General features: G+C 65.0%; 17 protein-coding genes. 15 read left to right on the top strand and 2 right to left on the bottom strand.

What is annotated here, in order from left to right; genetic code table 11:
• Positions 1-11 precede the first annotated feature (11 nt).
• The gene (locus tag CAG29_RS04170) at positions 12-899 is read right to left on the bottom strand and encodes a LysR family transcriptional regulator (protein ID WP_085580208.1); all 888 of its coding nucleotides are present in this window, start codon (positions 897-899) and stop codon (positions 12-14) included.
• A gap of 105 nt (positions 900-1,004) precedes the next feature.
• On the opposite strand from CAG29_RS04170, the gene CAG29_RS04165 reads away from it, so the two are divergent.
• The 15 genes from CAG29_RS04165 to CAG29_RS04095 all read left to right on the top strand — a co-directional run bounded on the left by CAG29_RS04165 (position 1,005) and on the right by CAG29_RS04095 (position 17,178).
• Positions 1,005-2,372 carry an MFS transporter gene (locus CAG29_RS04165; protein ID WP_085693887.1) on the top strand — a complete coding sequence of 456 codons (1,368 nt, stop codon included), beginning with the start codon at positions 1,005-1,007 and terminating at the stop codon, positions 2,370-2,372.
• The gene (locus CAG29_RS04160) at positions 2,353-2,769 is read left to right on the top strand and encodes a DUF4440 domain-containing protein (protein WP_085580204.1); all 417 of its coding nucleotides are present in this window, start codon (positions 2,353-2,355) and stop codon (positions 2,767-2,769) included. The genes CAG29_RS04165 and CAG29_RS04160 overlap by 20 nt, the downstream gene beginning before the upstream one ends.
• Positions 2,766-3,698: a PDR/VanB family oxidoreductase gene (locus tag CAG29_RS04155; protein WP_085580202.1), complete on the top strand. Its 933-nt coding sequence runs from the start codon at positions 2,766-2,768 to the stop codon at positions 3,696-3,698. The genes CAG29_RS04160 and CAG29_RS04155 overlap by 4 nt, the downstream gene beginning before the upstream one ends.
• Before the next feature lie 41 nt (positions 3,699-3,739).
• Positions 3,740-5,011, top strand: a complete 1,272-nt coding sequence (locus tag CAG29_RS04150) for an aromatic ring-hydroxylating dioxygenase subunit alpha (RefSeq protein ID WP_256575519.1) — start codon at positions 3,740-3,742, stop codon at positions 5,009-5,011.
• Positions 4,995-5,474 (top strand): aromatic-ring-hydroxylating dioxygenase subunit beta, encoded by a 480-nt coding sequence (locus tag CAG29_RS04145; RefSeq protein WP_085636534.1) that lies wholly within the window; start codon positions 4,995-4,997, stop codon positions 5,472-5,474. Before CAG29_RS04150 ends, CAG29_RS04145 begins: the two co-directional genes overlap by 17 nt.
• Positions 5,475-5,502: 28 nt before the next feature.
• Positions 5,503-7,203, top strand: coding sequence for an NAD(P)/FAD-dependent oxidoreductase (locus CAG29_RS04140; protein WP_085693886.1), 1,701 nt, complete (start codon positions 5,503-5,505; stop codon positions 7,201-7,203).
• Between the two features lie 32 nt (positions 7,204-7,235).
• Positions 7,236-8,561, top strand: coding sequence for an amidase family protein (locus CAG29_RS04135; RefSeq protein WP_085693885.1), 1,326 nt, complete (start codon positions 7,236-7,238; stop codon positions 8,559-8,561).
• A gap of 107 nt (positions 8,562-8,668) precedes the next feature.
• Entirely contained in the window at positions 8,669-9,937 is a 1,269-nt protein-coding gene (mtr, locus tag CAG29_RS04130; RefSeq protein WP_085580640.1) for a tryptophan permease, read from the top strand.
• Positions 9,938-10,201: 264 nt separating this feature from the next.
• Entirely contained in the window at positions 10,202-11,116 is a 915-nt protein-coding gene (locus CAG29_RS04125) for a glutamate/aspartate ABC transporter substrate-binding protein (RefSeq protein WP_085693884.1), read from the top strand.
• 192 nt (positions 11,117-11,308) lie between these two features.
• Entirely contained in the window at positions 11,309-12,055 is a 747-nt protein-coding gene (locus CAG29_RS04120) for an amino acid ABC transporter permease (RefSeq protein WP_016773392.1), read from the top strand.
• Positions 12,055-12,726, top strand: coding sequence for an amino acid ABC transporter permease (locus tag CAG29_RS04115; protein WP_085580191.1), 672 nt, complete (start codon positions 12,055-12,057; stop codon positions 12,724-12,726). Before CAG29_RS04120 ends, CAG29_RS04115 begins: the two co-directional genes overlap by 1 nt.
• Entirely contained in the window at positions 12,723-13,457 is a 735-nt protein-coding gene (locus CAG29_RS04110; protein WP_085580189.1) for an amino acid ABC transporter ATP-binding protein, read from the top strand. The genes CAG29_RS04115 and CAG29_RS04110 overlap by 4 nt, the downstream gene beginning before the upstream one ends.
• Before the next feature lie 144 nt (positions 13,458-13,601).
• Positions 13,602-15,503: a sensor histidine kinase gene (locus CAG29_RS04105; RefSeq protein WP_085580187.1), complete on the top strand. Its 1,902-nt coding sequence runs from the start codon at positions 13,602-13,604 to the stop codon at positions 15,501-15,503.
• Positions 15,500-16,828 (top strand): sigma-54 dependent transcriptional regulator, encoded by a 1,329-nt coding sequence (locus CAG29_RS04100; RefSeq protein WP_085693883.1) that lies wholly within the window; start codon positions 15,500-15,502, stop codon positions 16,826-16,828. Before CAG29_RS04105 ends, CAG29_RS04100 begins: the two co-directional genes overlap by 4 nt.
• Before the next feature lie 20 nt (positions 16,829-16,848).
• Positions 16,849-17,178, top strand: a complete 330-nt coding sequence (locus tag CAG29_RS04095; RefSeq protein WP_170929942.1) for a GlpM family protein — start codon at positions 16,849-16,851, stop codon at positions 17,176-17,178.
• A 27-nt stretch (positions 17,179-17,205) separates the two neighbouring features.
• Here CAG29_RS04095 and CAG29_RS04090 read toward each other — a convergent pair whose 3' ends face one another.
• The gene (locus tag CAG29_RS04090) at positions 17,206-18,102 is read right to left on the bottom strand and encodes a hypothetical protein (RefSeq protein ID WP_371916611.1); all 897 of its coding nucleotides are present in this window, start codon (positions 18,100-18,102) and stop codon (positions 17,206-17,208) included.
• Positions 18,103-18,105 lie beyond the last annotated feature (3 nt).

Below are 18,105 nucleotides of genomic sequence, written 5' to 3'. Positions count from 1 at the left end.
TTTGTGCCTCGTCAGTCAGCCAGGTGCAGCAGCAGGAAATCGATGAACGCCCGGGACTTGTGCGGCAGGTGCGCGGTGTTGGGGAACACCACGTTGATCGACTGCGACGGCAGCGCATGATCCGGCAACAAACGGACCAGGCGACCGCTGGCGATGTCGTCCTCGACCACCCAGCCCGGCAGCACCGACACGCCGAGCGACGACAAGGTCATCGAGCGGATCGCCGTGGAGGAGTTGGATTCGAAATGGCTGGTGCCGTGAATCTCGCTGCCGATGCCTTGGGCATCGCGCAACAGCCATTGGGTCGGCGCCTGCAGATTGCTGTTTGCGATCCACGGCACGCCGTTCAGGTCCTGGGGCTGCGCCACAGGATGACGCTCCAGGAACGCGGGCGTGGCGACCAGCACGATGTCGTAGTCTGCCAGCTTGCGGCTCTTGAACGCCGAGTCGGCCAGGTTGCCGAGGCGTATCACCAGATCAAGTTTTTCGGCCACCAGATCATTCAACGAAGAGTTGAAGTTATAGCTCAGGCGCACTTCCGGATAACGTTCTATAAACAAGGGAATCAACGGCAATATATAGCGCTCGCCATATTCGCTGGTCGAACTGATTCGTAACTTTCCGGACACCCGGTTATTGCCCTTCAATACATTATCAAAGGCATTGTCGATATCCGCGACAATGCCTTTGAACTCTTCATAGAAGTCTTGGCCTATTTCAGTCAGCGATATGCTGCGGGTGTTGCGGATCAGCAGGGTCGCCGAAAGAACTTCCTCCAGCGCCTTGACATGCAGGCTGGCCATGGCTTTGCTGATACTCAGGTAATTCGCGGCCTTGGTGTAGGAGCCGAAATCGACCACCGCGAGAAATGTCTGAACCCGATTAAGATGAGAATGCATGGCGGTAGAGTTCACTGTTCAATCCTTTCAAACATTGTTTTAAGCATAGTCGTATCGACACCCCAAGTCCATCGCCCCTATGCTTGACGGGAAAGAGGAAACAACATGAACTATCGCTACAAAATCGCGCTGATCTTTCTGATCGGCTTTTTTATTGACTGCATAAACATATTCATGTCGGCCGTGGCCTTGCCGAGCATATCGGCAACTTTGCAGGTCAGCAGTTCTTCCGTGGCCTGGGTGGCGAACGCCTACATTCTGGGCCTGACCCTGATCATTCCCGTCAGCACCTGGCTGGCCGGCCGCTTCGGCAGCCGCGAGATCCTCACCCTCTCGATGCTGGTGTTCACCGGTTCCGTGTGGATGTGCGGCCTGGCCGACAGCTTCCATGAACTGGTGATCTGGCGCTTCGTCCAGGGCATCGGCGGCGGCCTGCTGATTCCGGTGGGCCAGGCGTTGACCTTCAACCTGTTCCAGGGCGAACAGCGGGCCAAGATCTCGACGATGGTGATGGCCGTGGCCCTGATCGCCCCGGCGATTTCGCCCACCGTCGGCGGCATCATCGTCGACACCAGTTCATGGCGCTGGGTGTTCTACAGCAACATCCCGTTCTCGCTGATCGCCGCCGGCCTGTCGTGGTTCTGGATCCGGGAGACCAAACCGACCAGCCTGGCCCGCCCCGACATCGTCGGCCTGCTGCTGGTCAGCGCCGCCCTCGGCAGCCTGCTGATGGGCATGTCGCTGTACGGCGGCGACTACCCGGCCGCCACCGCCCTCGCTTGCCTGGCGGCGGGCCTGATGTTCGTCGCGCTGTACCTGCTGCACTACCGCCGCACCCGCGACGCGATCATCGACCTGAGCCTGCTGCGCAGCAAAAAGCTCAGCACCTCGATCTTCATCTATTACGCGATTCCCGGCGTGTTCACCGGGGTCAACCTGATGAGCATCTTCTTCCTGCAGAACACCCTGCATTTCAGCGCCCGCCTGACCGGGATGTTCATGATCCTCTACGCCGCCGGCGCGTTCATCGCGATGACGGTCTGCGGCCGGGTCTACAACCGGGTCGGCGCCAAGCGCCTGTTCACCCTCGGCATGCTCCTGCACAGCGCCGGCATCGCCACCCTGATGCTGGTGGACGCACCGACGGACATCTGGGTGATCGTGATCGCCTACTGCCTGATGGGCACGGGCGGCGGCATCGGCGCCAACACCGCGCAGACCACGTCGCTGATGGACTTCCAGGGCGGCGACACCCACAAGGCCAGCGTGATCTGGAACATCAACCGGCAGATGTCCTTCAGCGTCGGCGCGGCCCTGTTCCTGATGATCTACAACCTGCTGCTCAAACAGCTCGACTCCACCCCGGCCTATCACGCGACCTTCGCGATCGCCGCGCTGGCCGGGCTGTTCCCACTGTTCCACATGAGCCAACTGAACCCTCCAAAGGAATGCCATGAACAACAACCCGGTTGAACAAGCGCGCCACAGCGTCCATCACGTGCATGAGCTGATCCACCGCGTCTTCACCGATGCCGACGGCACCGGCGAAGCCGCCATCGCCCCGCTGATGGATGTCTTCACCGAAGACTTCAGCATGGTCACCACCTCCGCCGCCGTGGTCGGCCGGGCCCAGGTCGAACAACTGTTCAAGGGCGCGGTCGGCGCCCGTCCGGGCCTGGAGATCGTCATCAGCGACCTGCACACCGTCTGGCGCGAAGGCGCGACCGTGGCCCTGCGCTACAAGGAAACGCATCACCAGAACCAGCGCGAGACCTCGCGCATTTCCGTGGCGATCCTGCGCGTGCACCACCACAGCACCCAATGGCTGTACCTGCACGAAACGCCTTTGCCCCAGGAAACCCCGGCATGAAGTTCACCGTCACCCACTGCCGGATGCTGTCGGCGTCCATCAAGGAAATCACCGTCAGCGGCCCGGCGGCCCCCGCCGCCTCGGCCCATGCCGGTGCCCATTTCAAATGGCGGATGCCTGAATCCGGCGACTGGCGCCATTACTCGACGGTGGAGCTGGACGAGGCCGCCGAAGGGCGTTTCACCTTTGCCGTCCGGCTCTCGGACGACTCGCCCAGCAGCCGCTACATCCGCTCGCTGAAGGTCGACGACACCGTCGAGCTCGACGGCCCGTTCAACACCTTCGACTACCCGCTCAGCGTCGAGGCCGGCCGGGACATCGCCATCGCCGGCGGCATCGGCATCACGCCGCTGACCGGCATCCTGCGCCACCTGACGGCGCTGGAGCGCACTGCGCACCTGCACTACTTCGCCCGCAGCGCCGAGGACGCGGCCTACGCCGACGACCTGCGCACGCTGCTGCAGGATCGGATGAACCTGCACCTGTCCGGCCAGCGTCCGGCGCTCGGCCAAGTGCTCGCCGACCTCACCCCCGAGGACCGCCTGTACGTCTGCGGCCCGGCCGCGATGCTCAGCGAAATCCTGAGCCACGCCCAAAGCGCCGGCCTGCCCCGCGAGCGCATCCACCTGGAAGTGTTCAACCTCGCCAAGGACGACGGTGCGCAAGGCTTCACGGTCGAGGCCGCCGAGTCCGGCGTGAGCCTTGAGGTCGGCCCCGGCCAGACCCTGCTCGAAGCCCTGGAGGCCGCCGGCCTCGATCCGATCTACGACTGCCGCCGGGGCGAGTGCGGCGTCTGCGCGCTGGACGTGCTCGAAGGCGACGTCGATCACCGCGATTTCATCATGAGCGAACAAGAAGCGGCCTGCAGCGCACGGATGTATCCCTGCGTCTCCCGGGCGAAGAGCTCCCGCCTGAAGCTGGCGATCTGAAGAGGACACCCCCGTTGGACAACTATTTCAATGGCAGAGAAGTGCACAAGTCTCTGTTCCTTGATCAGCGACTTTTCGAACAGGAACAGCAGCGGGTGTTTGCCGCCAGCTGGTGCTACCTGGGCCACGACAGCCTGATCCCCGAGGCCGGCGACTACTTCACCGCCACCCTCGCCGCCCAGCCGTTGGCCATGGTGCGCCAGAAGAACGGCGACATCGTGGTGCTGCACAACCGCTGCCCGCACAAGGGCGTGAAGGTGCTGGCCGAAGCCCGCGGCAACGTCGGCCGCTTCATGCGCTGCCCGTACCACGCCTGGACGTTCAAGACCGACGGCGAGCTGATGAGCATCCCGGTGAAGAAGGAATACGACGACTGCGACCTGAGCAGTTGTTCGGCCGGCAAAGGCATGCGCCAGGTGGCGGCGGTACGCAACTACCGTGGTTTCGTGTTTGTGCGCCTGAACGAGACCGGCATCGGCTTCGAGGAATTCTTCGGCGAGTCGCTGTCGACCCTAGACAACATGGTCATGCGCTCGCCCAAGGGCGAACTGCGCGTGGTCGGCCAGCCGCTGCTGCACCGCCACCGCTGCAACTGGAAGATGGTGGTCGACAACCAGACCGACACCTGCCACCCGATGATCGCCCACGAATCCTCGGCCGGCGAAGCCATCCGCCTGTGGAAGGAAACCGGCGACCAGAACCTTCCGGTGCCGATGGCGGTGGAACTGTTCTCGCCGTTCATGGGCTCCTATGAATTCTTCGCCGGCATGGGCATCCGCGTCTGGCCCAACGGCCACGGGCACACCGGGGTCAGCAACTCGATCCACAAAGCCTACACCAGCATTCCCGGCTACTGGGATCTGATGGTCGAGAGCTACGGCGAAGAACAGGCCCAGGCGATCCTCGACGACACCCGGCACAACACCGTCTATTTCCCCAACCTGATGGTCAAGGGCCCGATCCAGACCCTGCGGGTGATCCGCCCGGTCAGCGCGACGGAGACCATCGTCGAGTCGTGGATCTTCGAACTGCAAGGCGCCCCGGTGCAGTTGCTCGAACGGACCGTGCAGTACAACAACCTGATCAACTCACCGTGCTCGATGGTCGCCCACGACGACGTGGAGATGTACGAGCGCGCCACCGAGGGCCTGCGCAGCGACGCCAACGAATGGGTCAACGTCGCCCGCCTGTTCGCGCCGGGCGAGGCCCACGACGAGACCCGCGTGGTGTCCGGCACCAGCGAACGGGCGATGCGCAACTTCTACGACCACTGGCAAAACCTGATGCGGGACGACCATGCACGAACCCACTGAACGGGCCGTCGAGCGCTTGCTCGAGACCGAAATGCACCTGCTCGACCAACAGGACTTCGACGCCTGGCAAAAGCTGCTGAGCGACGACTACACCTACTGGATCCCCATGACCCGTGAGCAGCGGAGCCCGCTGCACGAGTCCTCGCTGGTGTACGAAGACCGCTTCCTGACCACCCTGCGCATCAACCGCCTGGCCAATGCCCGCAACTTTTCCCAGCAGCCGAAAAGCCGCTGCCTGCACATCGCCCAGCGGCCACGGATCACCGTCGAGGAGCCGTCCTACAGCGCGACCGCCAGCAGCAACCTGATGTACTGCGAGGCCCGCGGCGATCAGGAATGGCACTACCCCGTCACCGTCGAGCACCGGCTGATCCACCTCGACGGCCAGTGGAAGATCCAGGGCAAAAAGATCCTGCTGCTCAACCCCGCCCGCGCCCTCGAAAGCCTGCAACTCATCATCTGACCGACCGAGAATTCCCCCTGTGACTCCCATGAACAACGACTCCAGCCAGGGCGCCGCGTGCCTGACTTTCCCCTACGTCGACCTGCTGTACGACTACGGCCAGTTCCTGCGCAACGCCGACAAGGCCATCGGGCATCTGCCGCCTGAAAGCGCCGACAAGCACATCGGCATCATCGGCGCCGGCCTGACCGGGCTGGTGGCCGCCTATGAACTGCTGCGCGCCGGCGCCCGCCGCGTGACCCTGTTCGAAGCCGAACCGAGCCACATCGGCGGCCGCCTGCTGACCCAGTGCTTCGACGAAGAGCAACCGCAGTTCATCGCCGAGATGGGCGCTATGCGCTTCCCGCCGAGCGAGGTGGGGCTGTTCCATTACCTCAACCGCTTCGGCATCCACACCACCAACACCTTTCCCGACCCGGGCGTGGTCGACACCGAACTGCACTACCGCGGCGAAACCCACCACTGGCCGGCGATGCAGCCGCCGCCGGCGCTGTTCCGCACCGTGCACCAGGGCTGGAGCGCGTTCCTGAGCGAGGGCGCGACCCTGGACGACGGCACTCGCCTGGCCCCGCCCCTGCTGCTGACCGAACTGCTCAAGCAGCACAACTACTGCGAAGTGCAGCCGGAATGGCAACGCTACCTGGACTGCTTCGGCGACAGCTCGTTCTACTCGGCGATGGTGCGCATCTTCACCGGCAAGAACCCGCCGGGCGGCAAGGCCTGGCGCAAGCCGGAGGACTTCCACCTGTTCGGTTCCCTGGGGATCGGTTCCGGCGGCTTCCAGTCGGTGTACCGGGCGTCCTTCACCGAGATCCTGCGCCTGGTGGTCAACGGGCTGGAGGTCAACCAACGGCTGGTGCCCAACGGCATCTCGACGCTGGCGGAACTGATCGCCGACACCTCGTTCAACGGCATGCAGCTGCGCGACATGATCTGCCGCACCCGCATCGAATCGATCGACAAGGATGCGGACGGCCAGATCCTGCTGGCCGGCAGCAACGGCGAGACCTACGCCTGCGACCGAGTGATCACCACCGCCACGACCCGCGCCCTGCAGGTCAACCTCAAGCTCACCCAGGACCAGACGTTCGTGAACCGCGACGTGGCCCGGGCGATCAACGAAACCCACATGGTCGGCTCCTCGAAACTGTTCATCCTCACCAAGGACAAGTTCTGGCTCAAGCATGGCCTGGCGCACAACATCCAGACCGACACCCTGGTCAAGGGCGTGTACTGCCTGGACTACGCCCCGCAGGATCCGGATTCCTGGGGCGTGGTGCTGATCAGCTACACGTGGGAGGACGACTCGCACAAGATGGTCTCGATGACCGACAAGGTGCAGCGCTGCCTGCGCCTGGTGGACGAGCTGGCGATGAGCGCGCCGGAGTTCGCCCGCCACCTGGTGCCGCTCAACGGCGACTACGGGCGCTACGTGCTCGAATACGATTGGCTGACCGACAAGCACGCCCTGGGCGCGTTCAAGCTGAACTTCCCCGGCGACGACATCTATTCCGAGCGCCTGTTCTACCAGTTCCGCACCGCCCTCGACGCCAGCCAAGACACCGGCCTGTACCTGGCCGGCTGCGGCGCCTCGTTCACCGGCGGTTGGGCCGAAGGCTCGATCCAGACCGCCCTGAACACGGCCTGCGCGGTGATCAGCAGCCTGGGCGGCGACCTGATCGACGGCAATCCCCTGGACGGCCTGATGCCCCAGTACCGCTATTGCTGACCGGGCCCCTCTCCCTTTCGCCGAGACTTTCCATGAACAGTCGCTTATCCATTGAACACCTCGTCGCCGGTTTCCGCGCCGGCGACCTCTGCCCCGACGCCTGGCGGCAGGACCTGCGCGAACGGCACCAGGACGCGCAGCACCTGAACAGCTTCATCACCTTCGACCCGGCATCGCCTGCGGCGGACCGCAGCGCACCGCTCTACGGGCTGCCGGTGTCCTTCAAGGACAACATCAATGTCCGTGGCCTGCCGACCACCGCCGGCACGCCGGGCCTGAATGGTTACGTGCCGCAGGCGGACGCGGGCATCGTGGCGGATCTGCGCCGGTTGGGTGCGCAGGTCGTGGGCAAGAACAACATGCACGAACTGTCGTTCGGCGTGACCTCGGCCAACCACGCCCATGGCGCGGTGGCCAACCCGGCCGACGAGCGCCGCAGCGCCGGCGGCAGCAGCGGCGGTTGCGCCGCTGCCGTGGCCGCCGGGCTGGTGCCGTGCGCGGTGGGCACCGACACCGGCGGTTCGGTGCGCATCCCGGCGGCCTTCTGCGGGATCGTCGGCCTGCGGCCCACCACCGGCGCCTACCCGGTGGACGGCATCGTGCCGGTCTCCCAGACCAAGGACACCCCGGGCCTGCTGACCCGCACCGTGGAAGACTGCCAGTTCGTCCACCATCACCTGACCGGCCGCGGCCCTGCCCCACAGCCGGAAAACCGGCCGCTGCGCATCGGCATTCCGGAACGTTTCTTCTGGTCGGACCTGGATGACAACGTGCGCCGCGACTGCCGGCGCGCGATCGACGCGCTGGCCGACCGGGGCGCGGAGATCGTGCCGGTCAACGACGCGGCCCTCGGCGAGATCAACGAGTGCATCCAGTTTCCGTTGCCGATCTATGAGTTCTTCATCGACTTCCCGCGTTTCCTGATGAAGGAAGGGCGCGGCGGGGATTTCCTCGACATCCTTGCGCAGATCGCCGACCCGGCCATCCGCAGAACCCTTACCGCCCAGCTGGAAAGCCCGGCGATCTCCTACACCGACTACGTGCAGGCATTGATGGGCAAAGTGCGGCTGGAGCAGGAATACCGTGCGCTGTTCGCCGGGAATCGGCTGGATCTGATCGCCTACCCGACGGTGGCGTGCAGTGCGCCGCTGTTGGGCGATTGCGCGGACGAAAGCCATTTCGAGCGGTTCGTGCGCAACACCGACCCGGCCAGCAACCTGGCGGCGCCGAGCATCAGCGTGCCGGTGGCGGCCGAAGGGGCGCTGCCGGTGGGCCTGTCGTTCGATGCGTTGCCGGGGCAGGACGAGGTGCTGCTGGCGCACGTACGCCGGCTGTCGCCCTGGCTGGGCATCAGCTGAACCCAGCCCCTGTGGGAGCGGGCTTGCCCGCGAAAGCGGTGCATCGGCCATCAGGGATGTCACTGATGCACCGCACCCTCCATAACAATACCTATGCAGGCCCCGCCATGCGTGCCACATCACTTGCTTCATCCGCTTCACCCGCCGCACTCGAACGTTCGCCCTCGGTGCTCGGCGGCGCCATGATCATCGGCGGCACCATCGTCGGCGCCGGCATGTTCTCCTTGCCGGTGGTCATGTCCGGGCTGTGGTTCCACGGCTCGGTCGCGGTGCTGCTGTTCGCCTGGTTCTGCACCCTGCACTCGGGCCTGATGATCCTGGAGGCCAACCTCAACTACCACGAAGGCGCCAGCTTCTCGACCATCACCCGGGACCTGCTCGGCCGCACCTGGAACCGACTCAACGGCCTGAGCATCGTGTTCGTGCTCTACACCCTGACCTACGCCTACATTTCGGCCAGCGGTTCGGTGATCCACCACACCGCGCAATCGATGGGCGTCGAGCTGTCCGCACGGGTCGCCGGCCTGGGGTTCACCGTGCTGGTGGCCTTCACCGTCTGGCTCAGCACCTCGGCGGTGAGCCGCATGACCACCCTGGTGTTCGGCGCCAAGATCCTCGCGTTCTTCCTGACCTTCGGCGGCCTGCTCGGCCATGTGCAGCCCGTCACGCTGCTCGACTCGGACGCCGGCGACCACCGCTACTGGCCGTACCTCTTGGTGACGCTGCCCTTCTGCCTGACCTCGTTCGGCTTCCACGGCAACGTGCCCAGCCTGATGAAGCACTACGGCAAGGATCCGCGGCGCATCCGCGCCTGCCTGGTGGGCGGCACCCTGATCGCGCTGGGCCTGTACCTGGTGTGGATGCTGTGCAGCATGGGCAACATCCCCCGCGAAGCGTTCAAGGACATCGCCCGGCAAGGCGGCAACATCGACGTGCTGATCAGTGCGCTGGGCTCGCGGCTCGACAGCGCGAACGTCGACCTGCTGCTGACGTTCTTCTCCAACTTCGCCGTGGCCTGTTCGTTCCTCGGCGTGACCTTGGGCCTGTTCGACTACCTGGCCGACGTGCTGAAGTTCGACGACCGCCCCGCCGGCCGCCTGAAGACCGCCGCCGTCACCTTCCTGCCACCGATGCTGTGCGGGTTCCTGTGGCCGGAGGGCTTCCTCCACGCCATCGGTTTCGCCGGCCTCGCCGCCACCGTCTGGGCGGTCATCACCCCGGCGCTGCTGGCGCGCGCTTCGCGCATCCGCTTCCAAAGCCCGCGCTACCGGGTGTGGGGCGGCACGCCGATGATCGCGCTGGTGCTTTTGTTCGGGGTGGCCTGCGCGGTGTCGCACCTGCTGTACACCCTGGATCTGTTGCCGGTGTGGCGCTGATCCTTTGCCATTCGGTTTTCCGAACGCGACCCGACGGTCGGTTCGGTTAACCGGATCAGAAAGGCAAAAAAACGCCATCACAAAAAGTTAATCCCCAATCAAATCAATGAGTTGAACCAGCGCAACTGGTCTGGCACGACTCATGCTCTACACTCTTCCGACGAATGCCTGCCGTGCCGACACGACAGGAGCCGTCAGGCATTCGAAGCACAAAAGGGCCCGCTCAACCGGCTCCATAAAAAAAACAATGTCGAGGAAAATTTGATGCGCATCGTTCCCCATATCCTGGGCGCAGCCATTGCTGCCGCTCTGATCAGCACACCAGTTTTCGCCGCCGAGCTCACCGGCACCCTGAAGAAGATCAAAGAGTCGAACACCGTCACCCTGGGTCACCGCGACGCCTCCATTCCGTTTTCCTACATCGCCGACGCCTCCGGCAAACCGGTCGGCTACTCCCATGACATCCAACTGGCCATCGTCGAAGCCCTGAAGAAGGACCTGGACGCGCCGAACCTGCAGGTCAAGTACAACCTGGTGACCTCGCAGACCCGCATCCCGCTGGTGCAGAACGGCACCGTGGACGTCGAGTGCGGCTCCACCACCAACAACGTCGAGCGCCAGCAGCAGGTCGACTTCTCCGTCGGCATCTTCGAGATCGGCACCCGTCTGCTGTCCAAGGCCGGCTCCCAGTACAAGGACTTCCCGGACCTGGCCGGCAAGAACGTCGTGACCACCGCCGGCACCACCTCCGAGCGCATCCTCAAGGCGATGAACGCCGACAAGCAGATGAAGATGAACGTCATCTCGGCCAAGGACCATGGCGAATCCTTCCAGATGCTGGAGTCGGGCCGCGCCGTCGCGTTCATGATGGACGACGCCCTGCTGGCCGGCGAAGCCGCCAAGGCCAAGAAGGCTTCCGACTGGGCCGTGACCGGCACGCCGCAGTCCTACGAGATCTACGGCTGCATGGTCCGCAAGGACGACGCGCCGTTCAAGAAGGCCGTGGATGACGCCATCATCGCCCTGTACAAGTCCGGCGAGATCAACAAGATCTACGACAAATGGTTCCAGTCGCCGATCCCGCCAAAAGGCCTGAACCTGAACTTCCCGATGAGCGACGAACTCAAGGCCCTGATCGCCAACCCGACCGACAAAGCGGCTGACGACAAGAAGTCCTGATTTCTGACTAACCTTATCCCCTGAAAGGGCCACGGCCCTTTCAGGGGATGGTCACTCCCTGCTGGCACATTTTTGGAACACTCGAACCGGTGGCTGTCGAGCCGATCGTGTGTGCCCGACGTTCGGTCGGGGCGGGAACGGAGTTTCCCCAGGCGGGCACTTGTACATGATCGAATCCGAGGGGAGACCCTAATGAATTACAACTGGGACTGGGGCGTGTTCTTCAAGTCCACCGGCGTGGGCAGCGAGACTTATCTCGACTGGTTCATCTCCGGCCTGGGCTGGACCATCGCCATCGCCATCGTCGCGTGGATCATCGCCCTGCTGCTCGGCTCGCTGCTGGGCATCATGCGCACCGTGCCGAACCGCATCGTTTCGGGCATCGCCACCTGCTACGTCGAACTGTTCCGCAACGTGCCGCTGCTGGTTCAGCTGTTCATCTGGTACTTCCTGGTGCCCGACCTGCTGCCGCCGGACCTGCAGGAGTGGTACAAGCAGGACCTGAACCCGACCACCTCGGCCTACCTGAGCGTCGTCGTGTGCCTGGGCCTGTTCACCGCCGCCCGGGTGTGCGAGCAGGTACGCACCGGCATCCAGGCGCTGCCGCGCGGCCAGGAGTCCGCCGCCCGCGCCATGGGCTTCAAGCTGCCGCAGATCTACTGGAACGTGCTGCTGCCCCAGGCCTACCGGATCATCATTCCGCCGCTCACCTCGGAATTCCTGAACGTGTTCAAGAACTCCTCCGTGGCGTCCCTGATCGGCCTGATGGAGCTGCTGGCCCAGACCAAGCAGACCGCCGAGTTCTCGGCCAACCTGTTCGAGGCCTTCACCCTGGCCACCCTGATCTACTTCACCCTCAACATGAGCCTGATGCTGCTGATGCGACTGGTCGAGAAGAAAGTCGCCGTGCCGGGCCTGATCTCCGTAGGGGGTAAATGATGGAATTCGATTTCAGTGGCATCGTCCCGGCCATTCCCGGCCTGTGGAACGGCATGCTGATGACCCTCAAGCTGATGGCCCTGGGCGTCGTCGGCGGCATCGCGCTGGGCACCGTGCTGGCGTTGATGCGCCTGTCCCACAACAAGGTGCTGTCGAACGTCGCCGGCGCCTACGTCAACTACTTCCGCTCGATCCCGCTGCTGCTGGTGATCACCTGGTTCTACCTGGCGGTGCCGTTCGTGCTGCGCTGGATCACCGGCGAAGACACCCCGATCGGCGCGTTCACCTCCTGCATCGTGGCGTTCATGATGTTCGAGGCGGCGTACTTCTGCGAAATCGTGCGGGCCGGCGTGCAGTCGATCCCCAAGGGGCAGATGGGCGCCGCCCAGGCGCTGGGCATGACCTACGGCCAGATGATGCGCCTGATCATCCTGCCCCAGGCGTTCCGCAAGATGACCCCGCTGCTGCTGCAGCAGAGCATCATCCTGTTCCAGGACACCTCGCTGGTCTACACCGTGGGCCTGGTGGACTTCCTCAACGCCTCGCGCGCCGGCGGCGACATCATCGGCCGCTCCAATGAGTTCCTGATCTTCGCGGGTCTCGTCTACTTCATCATCAGCTTCGCCGCCTCGCGGTTGGTCAAGCGTCTGCAAAAAAGGTTCGCCGTATGATCTCTATCAAGAACGTCAACAAGTGGTATGGGGACTTCCAGGTGCTGACCGACTGCAGCACCGAGGTCAAGAAAGGTGAGGTGATCGTGGTCTGCGGCCCTTCGGGCTCGGGCAAGTCGACCCTGATCAAGTGCGTCAACGCGCTGGAGCCCTTCCAGAAGGGCGACATCGTGGTCGACGGCACCTCCATCGCCGACCCGAAGACCAATCTGCCGAAACTGCGTTCGCGCGTGGGCATGGTGTTCCAGCACTTCGAGCTGTTCCCGCACCTGACCATCACCGAGAACCTGACCATCGCGCAGATCAAGGTGCTGGGCCGCAGCAAGGAAGAAGCCACCAAGAAAGGCCTGGCGCTGCTCGATCGCGTCGGCCTCTCGGCCCACGCCCACAAGCATCCGGGCCAACTGTCCGGCGGCCAGCAGCAGCGCGTGGCGATCGCCCGTGCGCTGGCGATGGACCCGATCGTCATGCTGTTCGACGAACCGACCTCGGCCCTGGACCCTGAAATGGTCAACGAGGTGCTGGACGTGATGGTGCAGCTGGCCCAGGAAGGCATGACCATGATGTGCGTGACCCACGAAATGGGCTTCGCCCGCAAGGTGGCCGACCGCGTGATCTTCATGGACGCCGGCAAGATCATCGAAGACTGCCCGAAAGAGGAGTTCTTCGGCGACGTGAGCCAGCGCTCGGAGCGCGCGCAGCACTTCCTCGAGAAAATCCTGCAGCACTAAGGAGCACCGCTGACCCTGTGGGAGCGGGCTTGTCCGCGAAGAGGCCGGAACATTCAACCTCACCGTTGACCGATCCACCGCCTTCGCGGCAAGTCCGCTCTTCTAGGGGCTGATTTGTGTTGTGGTTGACCCAAGGCATCTGTGATGAAATGCGACCCCAATCTCTATCGCGCAGCGCCGCCGTCACTTGCCGTGAAACCCCGTCTGATCCGCCATCTGTTCCTGCCGCCGCTGGTCATCGCCCTGATGGTCGGCCTGGGCTGCCTGGGCTTTTGGACCAGCGAGCACTTCGGCATCCGCAGCCTCGGCGAGAACGGCCAGCGCCAGCTGGAACTGCACGCCCGGGCGGTCGAAAGCGAGATCAGCAAATACACCTACCTGCCGAGCCTGCTGGAGCTTGAGACCAGCGTCTCGCAGTTGCTCGACGACCCGACCCCGGAACACCGGCAGACGGTCAACGATTACCTTGAAGGCCTGAACCGGCGCAGCCGCAGCCGGGCCATCTACGTGATGGACACCACCGGCCGGGTCATGGCCACCAGCAACTGGCGCGACGTCGACAGTTACCTGGGCGAAGACCTGTCTTTCCGCGCCTACTTCCAGAACGCCGTGCGCGGCCAGCCCGGCCGTTTCTACGGCATCGGCAGCACCAACGGCGAACCCGGCTACTACCTGGCCCATGGCCTGGAGGAGCACGGCAAGATCATCGGCGTGGCCGTGGTCAAAGTGCGCCTGGAAGCCATGGAGGAACGCTGGCAACGGGCGCGGCTGGAGGCGTTCGTCAGCGACGAGAACGGCATCATCATTCTCTCCAGCGACCCGGCCCGGCGCCTCAAGTCCGTGGTGCCGCTGAGCGACGAGACCAAGGAAAAGCTCGCCCGCAGCCTGCAGTACTACTGGTTCCCGCTCAACGAACTGCAACCGCTGGCCCGCGAGACCCTGGCCGAAGGCGTGGAGAAGCTCACCTTCCCGGCCAACAGCGAACTGGGCAGCGACGAAGAGAGCATCAGCTACCTGGCGCAGACCCGGCCGCTGAGCGACACCCCGTGGAACTTCACCCTGCTCACGCCGTTGCAGGACCTGCGCCGCGAAGCCATCAACCAGGGCATCCTGGTGGCCGTCGCGTTTGCGCTGGTGGCGTTCCTGCTGATCGCCTGGAACGAACGGCGCAAGGTGATCGCCACCCGCCTCGCCGCCCGCGAAGCCTTGCAGGAAGCCAACAATCAGCTGGAGCGACGGATCGCCGAACGCACCGCCGACCTGCGCGCCAGCAACGACCGGCTCAAGGGCCAGATCCGCGAACGGCGCCAGGCCGAGGAAACCCTGCGCCGGGCCCAGGACGAACTGGTGCAGGCCGGCAAACTGGCGGCCATCGGTCAGATGTCCACCAGCATCGCCCACGAACTGAACCAGCCGCTGGCGGCGATGCGCACGCTGTCGGGCAACACCGTGCGTTTCCTTGAGCGCGGCCAGCTCGACGTGGCCAGCACCAACCTCAAGACCATCAACGACCTGATCGACCGCATGGGCCGGATCACCGCCAGCCTGCGCTCGTTCGCCCGCCGCGGCGACGACAAGGGCCGCGCCAGCCTGGGCAAGGCCGTGGACGCGGCGCTGCAGGTGCTCGGCGCCCGCCTGGAGAACACCGCCCTGCAACTGCACCGCCGGTTCGACGACGTGCAGGTGCAGATCGACCAGACCCGCCTGGAGCAGATCCTGGTCAACCTGATCGGCAACGCGCTGGACGCCATGCAGGCGCAGCCGCTGCCGGCGCTGTGGCTGGAAGGCGAAACGTTCGACGGCAAGTACCGCCTGCGGGTGCGCGACAACGGCCACGGCATCGACGCCGAGGCGCGCAAGCACCTGTTCGAGCCGTTCTTTACCACCAAACCCGGCGAACAGGGCCTGGGCCTGGGCCTGACCCTGTCCGCCAGCCTGGCCGCCGCCACCGGCGGGCACCTGGGCGTCGAACACCCGGCCGACGGCGGCACCGCCTTCGTCCTCAGCTTGCCGTTGGCAGGCACTCCACCTGACGAGCCGATATGAACAACGACCTTAGTGTGCTGATCGTCGAAGACGACCCCCATGTGCTGCTCGGCTGCCAGCAGGCCCTGGCCCTGGAGGACATTCCCTGCATCGGCGTGGGCAGCGCCGAAGAGGCGCTGGCGCAGGTCGGCGACGACTTCGCCGGGATCGTCATCAGCGACATCCGCCTGCCGGGCATCGACGGCCTGGAGCTGCTGACCCGGCTCAAGGCCCGCGACCGCAGCCTGCCGGTGGTGCTGATCACCGGCCACGGCGACATCTCCATGGCGGTGGGCGCGATGCAGAAGGGCGCCTACGACTTCATGGAGAAACCGTTCTCCCCGGAACGCCTGGTGGACGTCGCCCGCCGCGCCCTGGAGCAGCGCAGCCTGGCGCGGGAGGTCTCGTCGCTGCGCCGGCAACTGGCCGAGCGCGATTCCCTTGAGGGCCGGATCATCGGCCGCTCGCCGGCCATGCAGAACCTGCGCGAACTGATCGCCAACGTGGCCGACACCTCGGCCAACGTGCTGATCGAAGGCGAGACCGGCACCGGCAAGGAACTGGTCGCCCGCTGCCTGCACGACTTCAGCCGGCGCCACGGCAAGGCCTTCGTCGCCCTCAACTGCGGCGGCCTGCCGGAAAACCTGTTCGAAAGCGAAATCTTCGGCCACGAGGCCAACGCCTTCACCGGCGCCGGCAAGCGCCGCATCGGCAAGATCGAGCACGCCGACGGCGGCACGCTGTTCCTCGACGAAGTGGAGAGCATGCCGCTGCCGCTGCAGATCAAACTGCTGCGGGTGCTGCAGGAACGCACCCTGGAGCGGCTGGGCTCGAACCAGAGCGTGGCGGTGGATTGCCGGGTGATCGCCGCCACCAAATCGGACCTCGACGAATCGAGCAAGGCCGGGGAATTCCGCAGCGACCTGTACTACCGGCTCAACGTGGTGACCCTGGAACTGCCGCCTTTGCGCGAGCGCCGCGAAGACATCCTGCAGCTGTTCGAGCACTTCCTGCAGCAGTCGTCGCTGCGCTTCGACCGCACGGCGCCGGAGCTGGACAACCAGACGCTATCGAGCCTGATGAGCCACGACTGGCCGGGCAACGTGCGCGAACTGCGCAACGTCGCCGAACGCTTCGCCCTGGGCCTGCCGGCCTTCAAGAAGTCCGGCGCCGGCAGCGCCGGCCAGGGCCTGGCGTTCGCCGAAGCGGTGGAAGCCTTCGAGCGCAACCTGCTGGGCGATGCGCTGCAGCGCAGCGGCGGCAACCTGACCCAGGCAAGCCAGGAACTGGGCATGGCCAAGACCACGCTGTTCGACAAAGTGAAAAAGTACGGCCTGAGCCATTAAGCGAGATCACAGTGGACCTGATTCTGAAAGCGGCAATCGGCGCGGCGGTGGTGGTGATCCTCGCCGCGCTGTCCAAGACCAAGAACTATTACATCGCCGGGCTGGTGCCGCTGTTTCCCACCTTCGCCCTGATCGCCCACTACATCGTCGGCAAGGGCCGCTCGATCGACGACCTGAAGACCACCATCGTGTTCGGCATGTGGTCGATCATTCCGTACTTCGTCTACCTGGCGACGCTGTACGTGATGGTCGACCGGATGCGCCTGGAGGCCTCCCTGGCCGTGGCGGCGGTGGCGTGGCTGATGGCCGCGACAGTGCTGGTCAGCGTCTGGGTGCGCCTGCACAGCTGACCCCGGCCAAGAGCCGGCCGGCGCGTCTCAGCGGCCGTAGGCCTGATCGAGCTGCGCCGGCGTCAGCGCATCCTCGAACGGCATCGGCACCGACTTCACCGCACCGTAGAGGTTGCGGTAGCGCCAGTAGTCGCCGCTGCGCTGCAACTGGTAACCGCGCTCCACCACCCGCTGGCCGTCGAGCACGTAGCGCAGGGTTTCCTGGGCGGCGGCCGGCGCCGGCGGCAGCGCAAGGTCGGTGGCCAGCACGCGCATGGCCTCGTCGATGCACGCGTCGAGGGCGGCGGTGACCCTGGCCAGCTCAAGGCTGCCGTCGTCGATGCACTGCTGCCCGCAGCGGCGGAACGGCTGGCTGGCCACTTCGATGCTCATGCGGTACAGCGCCGAGCCGGCGATGTCCTGGATCTGCACCTGGTTGACCAACAGAAAGCTGCCGCGGTCGGCGGTCAGCATCAGCCGGGGTTCGATCAACAGGCGCGCCGTGACCTGGCCCTCGCCCTGCTTGAGCCCCGCCGCCTGCGAAGCCTGCGTGAAGCGGCGCTGCAGGCGCTCCTGCACCGGGATGCCGGCCAGCAGGTCGGCCATCGGCCGGGACTCGTTGAACGCCGCCTTCTGCGCATCGCGCTGCAAGGTGCCGCTGCCCATCTGGGTATTGATCAGGCTGGCGACCATGATGCCGGCCAACCCCGCGCTGTTGCCGGAGCTGGCGACCAGGTTGTGGCTGGAGGACTGGGCCTTCAACGCGGCCTTGGCATCGATCACCGTGCTGGCGCCGACGAACTCCGGCGGCACCTGCACCTCGACCTTCAGCCCGTGGGCCTGCACGTAGGGCAACGCGGTCGGGTCATTGAAGCCTGCCGGCGGCAGCGGCTTCTGCGCGCATCCGGCCAGCGTCAACAGGGCCAGCGCAAGGCCCGCCACCATGCG

Source organism: Pseudomonas sp. B7(2017), assembly GCF_002112745.1.
Lineage (GTDB): Bacteria > Pseudomonadota > Gammaproteobacteria > Pseudomonadales > Pseudomonadaceae > Aquipseudomonas > Aquipseudomonas ekonensis.
This window is presented reverse-complemented; position numbering and strand designations above follow the sequence as displayed.